This window comes from Deltaproteobacteria bacterium, from assembly GCA_030654105.1.
GTDB lineage: Bacteria > Desulfobacterota > SM23-61 > SM23-61 > SM23-61 > JAHJQK01.
Genome location: JAURYC010000143.1, coordinates 1 through 14339, shown reverse-complemented (window position 1 = coordinate 14339; position 14339 = coordinate 1). Strand labels below are relative to the sequence as shown.

At 49.1% G+C, this 14339-nt stretch carries 15 protein-coding genes and 1 pseudogene; 14 read left to right on the top strand and 2 right to left on the bottom strand.

The genetic code is table 11. From position 1 onward, the window contains the following. The first annotated feature begins 113 nt into the window (after positions 1-113). The 5 genes from Q7V48_05895 (at position 114) to Q7V48_05875 (ending at position 3955) form a co-directional block, all read left to right on the top strand. Complete coding sequence (locus Q7V48_05895; protein ID MDO9210268.1) at positions 114-389, top strand: hypothetical protein; 276 nt, start codon at positions 114-116, stop codon at positions 387-389. A 229-nt stretch (positions 390-618) separates the two neighbouring features. After that, complete coding sequence (locus Q7V48_05890) at positions 619-1452, top strand: SDR family oxidoreductase (protein MDO9210267.1); 834 nt, start codon at positions 619-621, stop codon at positions 1450-1452. Positions 1453-1496: 44 nt separating this feature from the next. Next, positions 1497-1985, top strand: coding sequence for a hypothetical protein (locus tag Q7V48_05885; GenBank protein ID MDO9210266.1), 489 nt, complete (start codon positions 1497-1499; stop codon positions 1983-1985). Further along, the gene (locus tag Q7V48_05880; protein MDO9210265.1) at positions 1985-3187 is read left to right on the top strand and encodes an AMP-binding protein; all 1203 of its coding nucleotides are present in this window, start codon (positions 1985-1987) and stop codon (positions 3185-3187) included. Before Q7V48_05885 ends, Q7V48_05880 begins: the two co-directional genes overlap by 1 nt. A 12-nt stretch (positions 3188-3199) precedes the next feature. Beyond that, positions 3200-3955 carry a histone deacetylase family protein gene (locus Q7V48_05875; protein ID MDO9210264.1) on the top strand — a complete coding sequence of 252 codons (756 nt, stop codon included), beginning with the start codon at positions 3200-3202 and terminating at the stop codon, positions 3953-3955. Between the two features lie 53 nt (positions 3956-4008). On the opposite strand, the gene Q7V48_05870 is transcribed toward Q7V48_05875, so the two are convergent. Beyond that, positions 4009-5265, bottom strand: a complete 1257-nt coding sequence (locus Q7V48_05870) for a competence/damage-inducible protein A (GenBank protein ID MDO9210263.1) — start codon at positions 5263-5265, stop codon at positions 4009-4011. Between the two features lie 454 nt (positions 5266-5719). Here Q7V48_05870 and Q7V48_05865 point away from each other — a divergent pair, with 454 nt between their 5' ends. From Q7V48_05865 to Q7V48_05835, 7 genes and pseudogenes are all read left to right on the top strand, one after another. After that, a complete protein-coding gene (locus Q7V48_05865) occupies positions 5720-6898 on the top strand; it encodes an IscS subfamily cysteine desulfurase (protein ID MDO9210262.1) in 1179 nt (392 codons plus the stop codon). Positions 6899-6930: 32 nt separating this feature from the next. Continuing rightward, positions 6931-7425 carry a Fe-S cluster assembly scaffold protein NifU gene (gene nifU / locus Q7V48_05860; GenBank protein MDO9210261.1) on the top strand — a complete coding sequence of 165 codons (495 nt, stop codon included), beginning with the start codon at positions 6931-6933 and terminating at the stop codon, positions 7423-7425. An 82-nt stretch (positions 7426-7507) separates the two neighbouring features. After that, entirely contained in the window at positions 7508-7861 is a 354-nt protein-coding gene (locus Q7V48_05855; GenBank protein MDO9210260.1) for an iron-sulfur cluster assembly protein, read from the top strand. Positions 7862-8042: 181 nt separating this feature from the next. Continuing rightward, positions 8043-9035, top strand: coding sequence for a hydroxyacid dehydrogenase (locus Q7V48_05850; protein ID MDO9210259.1), 993 nt, complete (start codon positions 8043-8045; stop codon positions 9033-9035). A gap of 141 nt (positions 9036-9176) precedes the next feature. Next, positions 9177-9665 (top strand): annotated as a pseudogene (gene mobB / locus Q7V48_05845) (molybdopterin-guanine dinucleotide biosynthesis protein B). Between the two features lie 282 nt (positions 9666-9947). Continuing rightward, positions 9948-10595 carry a molecular chaperone TorD family protein gene (locus Q7V48_05840; GenBank protein MDO9210258.1) on the top strand — a complete coding sequence of 216 codons (648 nt, stop codon included), beginning with the start codon at positions 9948-9950 and terminating at the stop codon, positions 10593-10595. A 188-nt stretch (positions 10596-10783) separates the two neighbouring features. Next, complete coding sequence (locus Q7V48_05835; GenBank protein ID MDO9210257.1) at positions 10784-10987, top strand: twin-arginine translocase TatA/TatE family subunit; 204 nt, start codon at positions 10784-10786, stop codon at positions 10985-10987. On the opposite strand, the gene Q7V48_05830 is transcribed toward Q7V48_05835, so the two are convergent. Continuing rightward, positions 10964-11131 (bottom strand): hypothetical protein, encoded by a 168-nt coding sequence (locus tag Q7V48_05830; GenBank protein ID MDO9210256.1) that lies wholly within the window; start codon positions 11129-11131, stop codon positions 10964-10966. The two genes, Q7V48_05835 and Q7V48_05830, sit on opposite strands and share 24 nt — an antisense overlap. 183 nt (positions 11132-11314) lie before the next feature. Here Q7V48_05830 and Q7V48_05825 point away from each other — a divergent pair, with 183 nt between their 5' ends. Next, positions 11315-13141, top strand: a complete 1827-nt coding sequence (locus Q7V48_05825; GenBank protein ID MDO9210255.1) for a M3 family oligoendopeptidase — start codon at positions 11315-11317, stop codon at positions 13139-13141. Next, the gene (locus Q7V48_05820) at positions 13141-13971 is read left to right on the top strand and encodes a C45 family peptidase (GenBank protein ID MDO9210254.1); all 831 of its coding nucleotides are present in this window, start codon (positions 13141-13143) and stop codon (positions 13969-13971) included. Before Q7V48_05825 ends, Q7V48_05820 begins: the two co-directional genes overlap by 1 nt. The last annotated feature ends 368 nt before the right edge of the window (positions 13972-14339 follow it).

The following is a 14339-nucleotide window of genomic DNA, read 5'->3' as shown; positions in this document are numbered from 1 at the left end:
ACCATCAAAACAAAAAAACGTCTAAATCTCGGGATTGCGGATCATCCTCACTCTGTCCCTTCCCCCAGAGGGAAGAGGAGATGGTGAGGGGGGCCGAAAAGGAGGGTATACCAATGTTACCCACTGCTACGCAAAGTAAGTACAAAGGAGCTTTGTGCTGCCAACGTTGCGGGGGCAGAATGATTTTTGAAAAGTTTTATGATGTGAGCAGCATCTTTTATGGCTGGCATTGCGTCATGTGCGGAGAAATCCTCGACCCGGTCATACTTCTCCATCGCTTGAGCCAGGATGCGGATCTGCAAATTCCCGAAGGGGAAGAAAATGTTTTGTATTTATTAAAACAATACCTGCGTTCCAAGCCCAAGAAGAATGAAGGAGCAAAAGTTTAAGAATATGGCCCATCCACGCATTTTTTTCTCCCCCTACCCCCTACACCCAACCCCCTACACCCTAATGAATCTTATGCTCTTGACTGGAAACTGGAAAAAGATTAGGGTAAGAAATATATGCTTTTTCCGTGAATGCAAGCGGGAAAAGTGGCTCCCTCACCTTAATCCTCTCCCCCTTGAGGGGGAGAGGGCGAGGGTGAGGCGGAGAGTCATCCGGAAGGAGGATGGGATGAATAAAGAATATTTGGCGAAGCTTTTCGGACTTGAGGATAAAGTCGCCGTGGTCACTGGTGGTGGAGGGGTTCTATGCGGCTGCATGTGCCGGGCCTTGGCCCAGGCTGGATCGCAAGTGGTCGTGCTGGACCTGCTGGAGCTCGCGGCCAAGAAGGTCGCTGAGGAGATCACTGCCTCAGGTGGACTGGCCTTTCCCTATCAGGCTGATGCCCTGGACAAAGGAAGCCTGGATAAAGTATGTACAAAAGTCCTGGAGAAATTTGGCCGGGTGGACATTCTGATCAACGGCGCGGGGGGAAATAAAGCCCAGGCCACCACTTCTCCTGACCTCTCATTTTTCGATTTGCCCCAGGATGCTTTTCAGTGGGTTTTTAACCTAAATTTCACCTGCACGCTGTTGGCCAGCCAGGTCTTCGGTAAAACCATGGCCCGCCAAGGCGAGGGGGTAATTTTAAATATTTCTTCCATGAACTATTTCCGCCCACTGACGCGGGTGCCGGCCTATTCGGCAGCCAAAGCCGCCGTAAGCAATTTCACCCAATGGCTGGCTGTGCATCTTTCTCAGAACTACTCCCCCAAGATACGGGTGAACGCCCTGGCCCCTGGCTTTTTTCTCACGGAGCAGAATCGTTTTTTACTAACGGACAAAGAAACCGGAGGCTTAACTCCCCGAGGAAAATCCATTATCGATCATACGCCGATGCATCGCTTCGGAGCTCCCGAAGACCTCATTGGAGCAGTTCTGTGGCTCCTTTCTCCGGCGGGAGAATTCGTTCATGGAGCGGTAATCGCGATTGATGGAGGATTTTCGGCATTCAGCGGAGTTTGATATAGTTCGGAGTAAAGAGTTCGGAGCTGAAAAGGAGATGAAGGATGGGACGCAACGATGATGATGACCGAGAAAAGTTAAGCTGGCGAGAAATCGATAAGCGGCGGGACCGCACCCGGCATTACAGCAACGAGGGAAAAAGTTTTAAAGAGCGCACTCTCCGATCGGACTGGGCCAAAAAGCAGCACCTGCGGGAAGCGGAAAAGTTCTTCCAGGGCAAGAAAGGGACCGAAGCCTACAAAGCGGCCCATGCCGCCTTGCACGAAAAATATGGAACGGGAGATTTTCAGGTTGCGGTGGAAAATTTCCTCCAGCAGTTTGGTTTGCCCGATGATTGGGGCACTCTCCTTTTGATCCTGGATGCCCACGAACCCAAGTGGGTGCAAGAGGCGTTAATGGCCTTGAAAGAGCTGTATGAAAAGCGCAGCCTGATAGAACAGAAGGGCTTCAAAGGAAAAGTCAAGGTACTGGCAATGACCACCAAAGACAAAAACATTCGGCAGGAATGTGAAAAAATTCTGGAGGGGCTGTAATGAAGGAAGCAGAGAGGATCAAACTTCTGCAGGAACAGGTAAAAAGGATTTCGGCTCTCCCTTTCTACGAAAAACGTTTCCAGGCTGGGGGGATCAAACCGGAAGACATCCGCTCCCTTAAAGATTTCCAGAATATTCCGCTGATGGACACCAAGGACTTGCAAAAAGATCTTGAGGAGTATCCTCCCCTGGGGTCCCTTTTCCATCCTGACACAATTCGAGTGACCTTGAGCCCCGGGCCAAAAGGTTTGATGCCCGTGTACCATACCCGCGAGGATGTGGAAGAAGTCAACAGGGAACTGGCTACCATGTACCGGGCCTGTGGAGTCGGCCCGGAAGACATCGCTGCCATCACCTTCGGATACCATCTTTTCATCGCCGGAATTACCATCCATGGAGGCTTCGAGACCCTGGGGTGCAAGACCATTCCTCTGGGCCCGGGAGAATCTCAGAGGACGGCTGAAATCCTCAACCGGTTCAAGGTCACAGTCCTGGCTTCTAATCCCAGTTTTGCCCTCAAACTGGCCCAGGAAGGGGTTAGCTCCATCCGCCTCCTTTTCGCTGGAGGGGAGCCTTTTTCCAGTGTTGAAGGGTACAAAGAAAAGCTCCGCCAGGCTTTCGGGCCTATCGGCCTAATCGATTCCTACGGCCTTGGCCAGTCAACCCCCGTAGCCCGGGAATGCCAGGAAGAACGGGGATTACATGTAGCTGATAACCTTATTTACCTCGAAATCGTGGAACCGGAGACCGGAAAAGTTATTCCCGAAGGGGAACGGGGGGAAGTAGTCTTCACCCACCTGCGTCGGCAGGGCTCCCCCCTCTTTCGATTCCGAACCGGCGATTTGAGCGTGATGGAGCATATCGATTGTCCCTGCGGGAGAAAAGCTACTTTAACCAAAGGGGTGTTGGGCCGGACCGATGATATGCATAAGGTCAAGGGCGTAAAGCTCTACCCTTCCCAGATCGACCACTTATTGCGCCCCCTGCCGGATTATACGCCGGGGAAATACCGGGTAATTATCAGCCCCAAGCCCGGCGGCGGAGACCACTTTCTCCTTTCTATTGAGGGAAAGAATCCGGGGTCTGCAGTAACCGAAAAATTAATTGAACGCATGAAAGAAACCCTTTTAATCAAGCCAGATAAAGTGGAGTTCATGGCAAAACTTCCCGAAGGACCAAAAGTGCAGGATGAAAGATATTAAATGGAGGATGGGATGAAGGTCATATTCCACGAGAGGTTCTATGAAGTTTACGTCTCCGACCCAGCGGCCGCTGCCGGGAGGATGGAGGCCATCGTCGAAGCTCTGGGGAATGATTTTGAATTAGTCAAGCCATTTCCGGCCTCTGAAAAAGATTTAGCCCTGGTGCACACCCCGGGACAGATTGAGCGCATCAAACGCTCCAAAGACCTTTACGAAATCGGGTTACTTTCTGCCGGTGGGGCCATCATGGCCGCGGAATTGGTCTGGAATGGTGAACCGGCCTTCGGCCTTATTCGCCCTCCGGGTCACCATGCCAGTCCGGATTCCTGCTGGGGGTTCTGCTACTTCAACAATATCGCCATCGCCATCAAGAAACTGATGAAAAAAGGGCAAGTTAAGAAAGCTTTGATCTTAGATTTTGACCTGCATTTCGGGGATGGGACGGAAAATTCCTTCATGGGTATTCCGGAAGTGGTTTATTTCCACCCCGAAAGTTCGGACCGAAGGGAATTCGTCGAGAAGGTGCAGAGGCGTCTGGAACGGGCCGAAGATTTCGACGTTATATCTGTCTCGGCAGGTTTTGATCGGCATGTTGAAGATTGGGGTGGACTCTTAACCACGGAGGATTACAGGACGATTGGCTCCTTGGTTAAAACTTATTCCCAAAAGTTCTGCCGGGGCCGGCGTTTCGGGGTGCTCGAAGGCGGATATAACCATACCGTCCTCGGTCAAAATGTTCGGGCTTTTTTGGAAGGAATGAGTGAATAATTGCGGATTTCGGAATGCGGATTGCGGAATAATTGATTAAAAATATTATTTTTTTAATTCCGCACTCTGCATTCCGCATTCGTTAAAAGGTATTTCCTCACTTGCGCCAGGGCCATTTTGGTCATGCGATTTTCGATGAAGCGCATGGCAAAAGGCCAGCGTTGCTCTATCAATTCCGTGCCTCGAGCGTGGGCCAGGGCAATGAAGGCCAAGTGATCCTGATCTTTCCTACTGCCCGTTTGGCCGGTTATACCTAACCCTAAATCAGCGCCGGAAAGATGGCGTACGCCCTCGGCCAATGCTTTGGCTGTCTCCCCACTGCAAACGCTTCGCTCTGCAAACAAGCTCCCAGGCACACTTAAAATTTTTTGCGCCATTTCCGGGCTGACGATGGTCACCCCGAGAGGAAAGAAGTCCGTGTTTCCTTCCATCATTTTCAAAGTCTGGATGACCGAACTACCAAACCTGGTCTCGGCCACTGCCAGGGTAAATCCGCTCTGGCGCAAAAGGGAACTCAAAACTCCCTCGTAGGTTTCCTCATCTACCCCGTAAATAAAATCTTTTAAGCGCCCCCGAATTTCCACTTCCAAAGGGGCATTCAAGGCTTCGGCCTGGGCGTTATCCGCAGCTTTGGCCGTGAGGCGGATGTGGATCTCTCCCATCTGGGTGTGGGCCAGAAGGCCGATCGTCGGGTTCGCTCCCTTCTCGATTAGGTCTTTTATTCGTTCATCCACCATGCTTTCCCCGATCCCAAAAAGCTTGAGAACACGGGAAACGATCACCTCGCGGATGCCCAGTTTCTTTTTCAGGTAAGGAAGGACGCTGTGTTCCATGAAATAGCGCATTTCATGGGGCACGCCCGGAACGGCGATGATGGCTTTGCCATTATACTCGGCAATAAACCCGGGAGCCGTGCCCACCGGGTTCTCGATGGGCATGGCTCCTTCGGGAATATAAGCTTGTTTACGGTTGTTGGAACTCATGGTCCGACCAACCCGTTTGAAGAAATCGTTGATTTGGTCATGAAGGTGAGGCTGAAAAACCAATGGCTTGCCGAGGACTGCGGCGACAGCCTCGCGGGTCAAATCGTCGAGAGTTGGGCCGATGCCCCCAGTTGTGATAATAATATCTGAGCGGTCCAAAGCGTTGCGCAAAGTATTTTTCATCCTCTCCAAATTGTCTCCTACTGTGGCCTTGAAATGGAGATCCAGGCCCACCGTGGTCAGTTGTTGAGCGATATGGGCCGAGTTGGTGTCCACGATCTGTCCAAGCAATAGCTCGGTTCCGACAGCAATAATTTCTGCTTTCATGTTCCCCTTCTTCCATTGGTTGGGACGCAGATTTCCGCAGATTTACAGGATTAGAATTTAAAATCCAGGAGACAGAATTTAGAATCCAGAATAAAACTCGAGTAGACCAACATTCTGAATTTTTGTTTTAATCCGGGTAATCTGCGTTTATCTGCGTCCCCAAAACAATTTTTTATTCAATTGGGGCGCGAATGAGTGCGGAGAAGATTTCTCCTCATAAATCCAGTACCCCCGGTTATAAAAACCTTCTTTGCCACCGCCCCCTTGTCTCTATTTTAGGTTGGTCCTGGGATCTACGCAATACTGATTTTGTTTTTTGATCTTGCGAATTTCGTCGAGAATGGTAATATTAAATTGAGATATTTGGTTGGGCGAGTTAATCTTGACCCGGTAAGCGCGGTTAGGGCGAATTCATTTGCGACCAAAATCATCCAAAAAGAAGAGGAGCTGAAGGATGTCATTGGTTTACGTCGATCATGTAGCCGCCATGCCTCTTCATCCAAAGGTTTATGAGGCTATGGTTCCTTATTTCAGGGAGTTTTACGGGAACCCTTCGAGCATCCATGATAGCGGGGAAAAGGCCCGGGAAGCCATCGAAGAAGCCCGGGGCAAAGTTGCCAGACTTATCGGAAGTCAAGAAGAAGAAATCTATTTTACTTCCTGCGGCACGGAATCAAACAATTTGGCCTTGAAAGGCATTGCCTGGGCTCATCAGAGCCGCGGAAAAGAAATCATCATCTCCAGCATTGAGCATTTTTCCATCATGCACACGGCCAGTGCCCTGGAGCGGGCAGGATTTCACGTGGTCCGTCTTCCGGTAGATGCGCATGGCTTCGTGGATCCCGCGGTGGTGGAAAAAGCCATTTCTCCCCAAACCATCCTGGTATCCGTTATGCTGGCGAACCCGGAAGTGGGAACGATTGAACCCATAGCCGAGATTGGCAAAATCACCCGGGCCAAAAATGTTTTATTCCATACGGATGCCGTGGACTCCGTAGGAACGATTCCCGTTAACGTCCAAGAACTGAACGTAGACCTTTTGAGTCTCTCGGCCAGCCAGTTCTATGGTCCCAAAGGGGCGGCTGCCCTGTTCATTCGCAAAGGGGTGAGAATCCTCCCCCTATTGGACGGAGGAATTCAGGAACGGGGACTGAGAGCGGGAACAGAGAACGTTCCGGCGATCGTGGGCATGGGGGTTGCCGCCGACCTGTCCCGGGAAGAAATTCCTCAGCGAATGAGCCATCTACAAAAGTTGCAAAAAAAATTAACGGAGGAGTTACCCCGACGAATTCCTTACCTGCGCTTTCTCGGGCATCCCACCCAACGTCTTCCCGGAAATGTCAGCGTAGCCGTGGAGTATATCGAAGGAGAAGCCATGCTCCTTTTTATGGACATGGAAGGCATCCGGATTTCCAGCGGATCGGCCTGCATATCCCGGTCTTTAAAAGTATCCCATGTCATGCTGGCGATGGGGGTGGATGCCGCCACCGCCCAGGGTTCGCTTCTCTTCAGTTTTGGAATGCAGAACACGGAAGCGGATGTGGATCGGATTCTGGAAGCTTTACCGCCGGTGGTAGAGAGGCTGCGGAATATGTCCCCGGTCTACCGGAAAGCGATGGCTAAAAAAAATTAAAAGAATTTTGAACTATAGAGAAGGAGTGCAAAATGTATAGTCAAACGGTCATGGAACATTTCAAAAACCCCCGCAATGTGGGTACCCTTGAAGACGCAGATGGAGTGGGGGAAGTCGGCAACCCCGTCTGCGGAGATATGATGACGTTCTATATCAAGGTCAAAGATAATGTAATTGACGATATAAAATTTCAAACCTTTGGGTGCGGCGCAGCCATTGCCGTTTCCTCCATGGTTAGCGAAATGGCCAAAGGGAAAACCCTGGAGGAAGCGTCAAAAATAACGAACCAGATGGTAGCCGAAGCTCTGGAGGGGCTTCCCAAACAGAAACTTCATTGTTCCAACCTGGGAGCGGATGCCCTCCAGAAAGCAATCCAGGATTACCAAAACAAAAAATCCGGACGTGTTTCCAAGCCTGAATCTAAAAAATGTTACTGTCCGGTCTGCGATATAGAAAATCCCATGGAATCCGAAATCTGTACCGGATGCGGAAAGGGACTTCCTAACAAGCATGCCCATGGGCATTGAAGGTTTTCATTGCCTGTCTTTCACTTCCCTACCCTTCCCTTTCCCCTCAGAGGGAGGAGGAGGTAAGTAGGAAGAATTTCCCATGACCAAGCAGGAAATACTCAAAATTCTGGATCACATCCTCGACCCCGATTTGCGGGATCGCAGCATCGTAGAAATGGGATTTGTAAAAGAAGAAGATATAGAAGTCAAGGAGGAGGAGATCCAGGTCTTCTACACGGTTGGGGGGCCGCTTTGCCCGTATAGTGCTGCCGTTGGAATTATCATTCACCATACCCTGAGTGAAAAATTTAATAAAAAAATTAAAGTGCGGATGAAAGCGGACCATTACCAGCAAGACATTGTAAATCAAATTTTGCAGAATGAATCCCAGTTCAATGAATGGTTTGAGAAAATTAAATCCCAAAATCTCCTGGAAACATGCCTGCGGGCCTAACCTACCCCTACCTCTTCCCTACCTAAGATCGAACCTATAAAGGGATCAAGGATTCCAGGGTTCAAGTGAACCTTTGGTTGGTTCCTTGAACCCTCTTATTTCCGTTGCTATTATTATCTTTTAATTGACAGGCCAAGATAAGGATGTTAGCGTAATTTCAAATTAAATATTAGGAGGAGGGATGAAAGTTTTTTTAAGTGAAGTTATTCATCCAGCAGCAGTCGCCCTGCTGGAAAAATCTGCAGAGGTGATCCGCCCAGCTGACCCATCCCGAAAAGCTTTCCTGGCAGCGTTGAAAGATGTGGAAGGATTGATTGCCCGCAAGATTTATGTCGGGGCGGAAGAGATGGATCATGCTCATCGTCTGAAAGTAATTTCCCGGCATGGCGTGGGATTGGATTCGGTGGACCTGGAAGAAGCCACGAAGCGGGGGATCCTGGTAACTAACACGCCGGGGGCCAACCGGGAATCAGTGGCCGAACTGGCCGTGGCTTTTATGTTATCCTTGGCCCGGAGAATTCCCCAGGCCCGCGCCGCCATGAGCTCTTTGTCGAAAGGGGATGTGGGTCAATTATCCGCCCTCCTGAATCGTTATAAACTGACCGGAGTCGACCTGGAGGGGAAATCCCTGGGAATCATCGGAACAGGTCGCATCGGCTCCACCGTAGCCAAAAAATGTATCGCCGCTTTTGACATGAAGGTAAAGGGGTATGACCCTTATGTCTCCGCAGAAGTCATGAAGTCTTTTGGAGTAGAAAAAGTCGAGCGGTTGGGAGACCTGCTGCCGACGATCGATTTCCTGACGGTTCATTGCCCTTTGACCGATGAAACCAAGGGAATGGTTGGCCAAAAAGAATTGAATGCAATGAAGAAAGGGGCTTACGTGATCAACACGGCCCGTGGGGGAATTGTGAATGAAAAGGATCTCTACCAGGCTCTTGGTTCCGGGCAAATCACCGGAGCAGCCCTGGATGTTTTTGAAATCGAGCCTCCGGACCCCGCTGACCCCCTTTTGAGTCAACCCAACCTTCTGGCAACCCCCCATTACGCGGGGACGACGGAAGAAAGCCTTTACCGCGTCGGTATGGTGATGGTAGAGGAGCTGATCAATTTCCTCCAGGGTAAGCCGCCAAAATACCCGGTCAACCCAGAAGTGTTGAAAAAACAGAAATAATGGAATGATGGAATTAAAGAACATTGGAATAATGGATTGTTTTTCTTCACTCAATCTTCCAACATTCCAATATCCCAACATTTCAGTATTCTACCATTCCAATATTCCATTATTCCAACATTCCTCCCCAAAAGGTTTTTTATGATTCCCATCGTTTCCATCGTCGGCAAATCGGACAGCGGGAAAACAACCCTGATCGAGAAACTTATCCCGGAACTCGCCCGGCGGGGCTACAAGGTGGCCACGGTGAAACATGATGTCCACGGCTTTGACGTGGACCGGGAAGGTAAAGACAGTTGGCGGCACAAGCAAGCCGGTGCCCACACGGTAGTTATCTCTTCCCCCAAAAAATTGGCTCTAATCCGGGATGTCGACCATGATGCCGATTTGGCGGAACTCCGGGACAAATACATTCGGGATGTTGACCTCATCCTCTCGGAAGGGTTCAAAAAAAACACCCAACCTAAAATTGAGGTCTTCCGGAAGGAAATGCACCGGGACCTTCTTTGCACGAAGGAAGACAATCTTGTCGCTATTGCCACCAACCAGCCGTTTGCTTTGGGCGTACCTTGCTTTGATTTAAATGATTCTCGAGGTTTGGTGGACTGGATTGAGGAAAAATTTCTTAAAGCGGTGAAAACTACGCTGGTGCGGCTCAGAGTGAATGAGAAAGAAATTCCTTTATCCCCTTTTATTCAGCAATCGATCCAGGGCACAGTCCGGGGATTGGTTTCTTCCTTGAAAGGATGTGCCTCCCCCCAGGCAGTGGAATTGGAAATTCTGCCGGATTGAACCAGGGAGAAAAGATCATTTTAGATGGCAGATTTAAGATTTCAGATTTAAAACTGCTGATTTTAAATTTTGTTTTTAAATCTGCAATCTGAAATCTGAAATCTCCAATCAACTCCAAATATGGAACCTGATGATTTCCGATTGCTCATGAAGGCCCGGCAGAACGCCTACGACCTTCTGCGATGCTTTTTCCTGCAAGAGCCCGCGGAGCCATTTCTTGCGGCTCTTAAAAAAGAAAATATATTAAATAATTTAATTGGTTATCATAAAGAACTTGATGAAGGAGTTAAACTTCTTGCTTCGGTTATTTCCTCCCCTGAAATATCCAATTTCGTGCCCGGTCTCTTGCAGGAGTTCACTCGTCTTTTTGTCGGACCTGTTCCCGTTCCCCTTTATGAATCAGTTTATCGTTCCCAAACCGGGCTGCTGATGCAGGAAGAGACGCTGGCAGTCCGCAGAAAGTATATAGAGGCGGGGCTGATTGTAAACCCGGGAAAATCTTTCCCCGATGATCATATCGGTGCTGAACTGGAGTTCGTCTTCTATCTCTGTCAAAAAGCCACTCAGGCCGAAGATGCGAAAACACGAGATTTCCTTTTGGAAATGCAGTATCGTTTCTTTAGGGAACATTTGGTTGCCTGGGTACCTCTTTTATGTGATCGGCTATACGAGGAGACGGAATCGCCTTATTTCAAGGGGGTGGCCAAAGTCACGAAAGGTTTTGTTCACTGGGATTATCAGGAAATCGTCTCCCATTTTTGCGATTAATTGCTTGCCTACCTGCACTTTTCATATTCAGTTGTAAATTCATAAAGATTGGCAGTATCTTCCTGCTTCCCCGAGCTCGAAAATACTAAGGGAATTAAAAAGTGAAGGGAGGCAAGCGATTAATTGTCCTTGATAAAATGATCTGGCCGTAATATACTAAATCATAAATCTAAGAGGGGGTGAAGCAATTGTTCGGATTGGGTACCCAAGAGCTGATTATCATCCTGGCCATTGTTTTTCTGATTTTCGGGGCCAAACGTCTTCCTGAAATCGGATCAGGGCTGGGAAAGGCCATCAAAAATTTTAAGGGCGGCGTGAAATCCATCGAGGAAGGGGCGGCGGAAAAACCCAAAGAAGAAACCAAAGATTCAGGAGGCCCGAAACCGGCTTGATCCCCCCTGCAGGATGTCTTCTTTTCGGAGCTTTTCTTTCTTTGCGTCGATGAGCGATTCCTTCCACCTTCCACCCTCCCTCCTCCTGAGCTTCTCATTTAGCGGATCGATCATTTTCCCCGGTCCCGTCCCATTTCTTTTCATCTCCCCTTCCCTTCCAGCCATGCCCAGCACCTGATCTCTTTTCTCCCTTTCCGGGATCTCTGGCCAAACGCCCAAAAGAGAAAAAAAGTTATCCCAGCTTATAAGCACTTTTGCAAGAATATCTTCGATTATGGTAATATGTTTTTCGCTTTAAGCAAGTAATTCCCAGAAAGCGAGTAGAGAATGAGGGAATCCAAGGAAGTGGATGGAGCGCAAGGCGAAAAATGGAACCTCTCCGACTTATACAGCGGTCCAGAGGATCCATTGCTCGCCGAAGACCTGAAAATGTCTTGGCCTAAAGCGAAGGAGTTTCAGGAAATATACCAGGGGAGGGAAATTGCCACCCTAAAAGCTCCCGAGTTTCTTCAAGCCCTTCGGGAGTATGAATCCATTCAAGAGACAGGGGTTAAACCTTTCCTTTATGCCAGCCTGTTATTCGCAGAAAATACCCAGAACAACCAATACAAAGCCCTGATGCAACAGGCGAAAGAAAAGTGGAATGAATTGGAAACCCAGCTTCTTTTTTTCCGCTTGGCTCTTATGCGGCTTCCCGAGGAACAGCTGTGTTCGTTTTTGGAGTATGAACCGCTTAGGGCTTATGAACATGCCCTCCGCTTTTTACGCCGCTTCCGCGATTTCACCCGGTCGGAAAAAGAAGAAGAAATTATCAACCGGAAGAACCTGACCGGAAGGTCAGCCTTTACCACCCTCTTTGATGAATTCATAGGATCCTTTATCTTCCGCCTTACCATGGAGGGAAAGGAAGAAGAATTTACAGGGAGTGAGATGCTGGCCATGCTTTATTCTCCCGACCGGGATCTTCGGGAAAGAGCGTTGATAACTTTTTTGAAGCACCACGAGCAAAACCACCTTGTTCTTACTTCCATTTTCAATGCCCTTATCCTGGACTCGCGGGTGGAAGACGAAATTCGCGGTTACCGGGGCGCCATGCACCGCACCCACCTGGAAAATGAAATCCGCCCGGAAACCGTGGAATTGATGATGAAAGTGACTGAGGATCATTATTCTCTGGCCCGGGAATATTTCCAGGTTAAAGCATGTCTGCTTGGGCTCCCCAAGTTAAAAAACAGCGATCTATACGCCCCTCTACCCGGAGGGAAAAAAGAATTGAGCTCCCAAGAGGCTCAATTCCTCCTGGTAGATTCTTTCCATCAATTTCACCCCCGGTTTGGGGAAATCGCCCAAGAATTTTTTGAGAAGCGTTGGATTGACGCGGAAATTCGCAAGGGCAAGTACGGGGGAGCTTTCTGCTCCGGCCTCACTCCCTCCTTACATCCTTATCTCCTCATCAATTTTACCGGACACTTCAGGGATGCCCTCACCTTAGCTCACGAGATGGGGCATGCCATCCACTTCTATTTAGCCCGGAAACAAACCCTGCTCAATTTCGACCCTCCCCTCCCCTTGGCTGAGACCGCTTCGGTTTTCGGGGAAATGATCATGACCCATGCCCTCCTTCGGGAAGAGCACGATATAGCGGCCCGCCAAGCCCTTCTGGGCACAGAAATCGAAGACATTATAGCCACGGTTTTTCGCCAGAACGTCTTAACGCGCTTCGAGCAGGAAGCCCATGAACGGCGCCGAGACCATTTTCTGACCGCTGAAGAAATCGGGAATGTGTGGTGGCAGGCCAATCTTCGCCTCTTTGGGGAGACCGTAGAAATGATTCCCGAATACCGCTGGGGTTGGTCCTACATTTCCCATTTTATCCATTCGCGGTTTTATTGTTATAGCTATGTATTCGGAGAACTGGTGGTTCTTCCCTTGTTTCAAAGGTATCAGGAAGAAGGAAATTCTTTTTTACCCCACCTGATCCGGCTTTTGGAGAGCGGAGGCTCTCAGAGTCCTGATGATCTTCTGGCCCAAGTAGGGATGGATATAAATCGGGCCGATTTTTGGGAAAAAGGATTCAAAGTAATTCGCGGTCTGATCGATGAACTGAAAAGCCTTGGGCCTGGGGATAAAATATGTGTCGGTGGAGATCTGTAATGAAACCAAGACGGATCATTTTCCTGATCGCTTTCCTCATCTTCGGCCTCGCCTTCTCTCTGGGCCAGGATATCTTGGCCTGTACCCTCTTTGCAGCTGCCGGCAGTTCGGTGCAAGGGGGCGGGGTTCTCGTTGGGAAAACCCGAGATCTGGGCCAAGGGGAAGAGCAGGTTCTTATAAAGGAAATTCCCTCCGTGGGAATTGCTTTTCTGGGCATCGCTTCCAGGAAAAACGGCCGTATGACCGCTGGAGTGAATGAGAAAGGGTTGGTCATCGTCAATGCCGCGGCCTCGATCGTTCCTCATCGGTCGCGTCGACATCTGCGTCTGGAGAAGATTTTCAGCCGGGCTGCTTCGGTTGAAGAAGCCTTAAAAATCTTCCGCCAGGAGGGGATGCAATCTCCGATCCACTACTTGCTGGCCGACCCCAATAACCTTATCCTCCTGGAAGTTTACAGCCCGGAACGCTTTGAAACCCGAAGAATTTCAGAAGGGGTTTTGGTCCATACCAATCATTTTTTTCTTCCAGGAATGAAAAACATGAACGGGAAGATTCCCAAAAGTTCAAACACCCGGTTGAATCGAATCCACTCCTTGATGCAGCATCAACCGTTTACGATCTCCAAGTTTATTTCTTTTTCCCAGGACCATGAAAACGGTCCGGGAAACCTTTCCATCTGCCGGCATCGTCCTCCGGAGCAGAAGTCTGGCTGGCTTACGGTTGCAGCCCTTGTCATTGGTCTACAAGAAAGAACCTCCCCGGAGGTCTGGTTCCGCCTGGGTCAACCCTGCGAAGGAGACTTTCAGAAGGCCTCCTTCCCCAATATTTAACTCGGTTGTATAGGAATTTCCTTTTTGGACACGGATCTACACAGATCATCAGGATAAACTAAAAAGAAAATAATGATCCGTTGTTATCTGCGCAAATCTGCGTCCTATTAAATTTAACAAGCCGAAACCAAATAGACGAAGTGAATAATCTAAATCCGAAATTCGAATTTTTTTACTTGGTTAGAGCAGCTAAATTCGCTATAGTAAAAAAAATGGATCCTCTCCCAATCATCGTGAACGGCAAAAAATCCCCCCTCTCCCCCGAAGGTGTGAAAAAATTGGGTTGGGGAAGGGCGATGGATCAAAAGTTGAAAAATTTAGGCTTAACCTAGAAAAATAACCTTAGGAATCAGCTGTGAGCAATTCCA

What these genes read in the sequence shown, in the direction of transcription:
- Q7V48_05890 (MDO9210267.1), top strand. Translation starts at nt 619, where the DNA reads ATGAATAAAGAATATTTGGCGAAGCTTTTCGGACTTGAGGATAAAGTC.
- Q7V48_05825 (MDO9210255.1), top strand. Translation starts at nt 11,315, where the DNA reads ATGAGGGAATCCAAGGAAGTGGATGGAGCGCAAGGCGAAAAATGGAAC.
- Q7V48_05830 (MDO9210256.1), bottom strand. Translation starts at nt 11,131, where the DNA reads ATGAAAAGAAATGGGACGGGACCGGGGAAAATGATCGATCCGCTAAAT.
- Q7V48_05895 (MDO9210268.1), top strand. Translation starts at nt 114, where the DNA reads ATGTTACCCACTGCTACGCAAAGTAAGTACAAAGGAGCTTTGTGCTGC.
- Q7V48_05865 (MDO9210262.1), top strand. Translation starts at nt 5,720, where the DNA reads ATGTCATTGGTTTACGTCGATCATGTAGCCGCCATGCCTCTTCATCCA.
- Q7V48_05840 (MDO9210258.1), top strand. Translation starts at nt 9,948, where the DNA reads ATGGAACCTGATGATTTCCGATTGCTCATGAAGGCCCGGCAGAACGCC.
- Q7V48_05870 (MDO9210263.1), bottom strand. Translation starts at nt 5,265, where the DNA reads ATGAAAGCAGAAATTATTGCTGTCGGAACCGAGCTATTGCTTGGACAG.
- Q7V48_05885 (MDO9210266.1), top strand. Translation starts at nt 1,497, where the DNA reads ATGGGACGCAACGATGATGATGACCGAGAAAAGTTAAGCTGGCGAGAA.
- Q7V48_05855 (MDO9210260.1), top strand. Translation starts at nt 7,508, where the DNA reads ATGACCAAGCAGGAAATACTCAAAATTCTGGATCACATCCTCGACCCC.
- Q7V48_05875 (MDO9210264.1), top strand. Translation starts at nt 3,200, where the DNA reads ATGAAGGTCATATTCCACGAGAGGTTCTATGAAGTTTACGTCTCCGAC.
- nifU (MDO9210261.1), top strand. Translation starts at nt 6,931, where the DNA reads ATGTATAGTCAAACGGTCATGGAACATTTCAAAAACCCCCGCAATGTG.
- Q7V48_05850 (MDO9210259.1), top strand. Translation starts at nt 8,043, where the DNA reads ATGAAAGTTTTTTTAAGTGAAGTTATTCATCCAGCAGCAGTCGCCCTG.
- Q7V48_05880 (MDO9210265.1), top strand. Translation starts at nt 1,985, where the DNA reads ATGAAGGAAGCAGAGAGGATCAAACTTCTGCAGGAACAGGTAAAAAGG.
- Q7V48_05820 (MDO9210254.1), top strand. Translation starts at nt 13,141, where the DNA reads ATGAAACCAAGACGGATCATTTTCCTGATCGCTTTCCTCATCTTCGGC.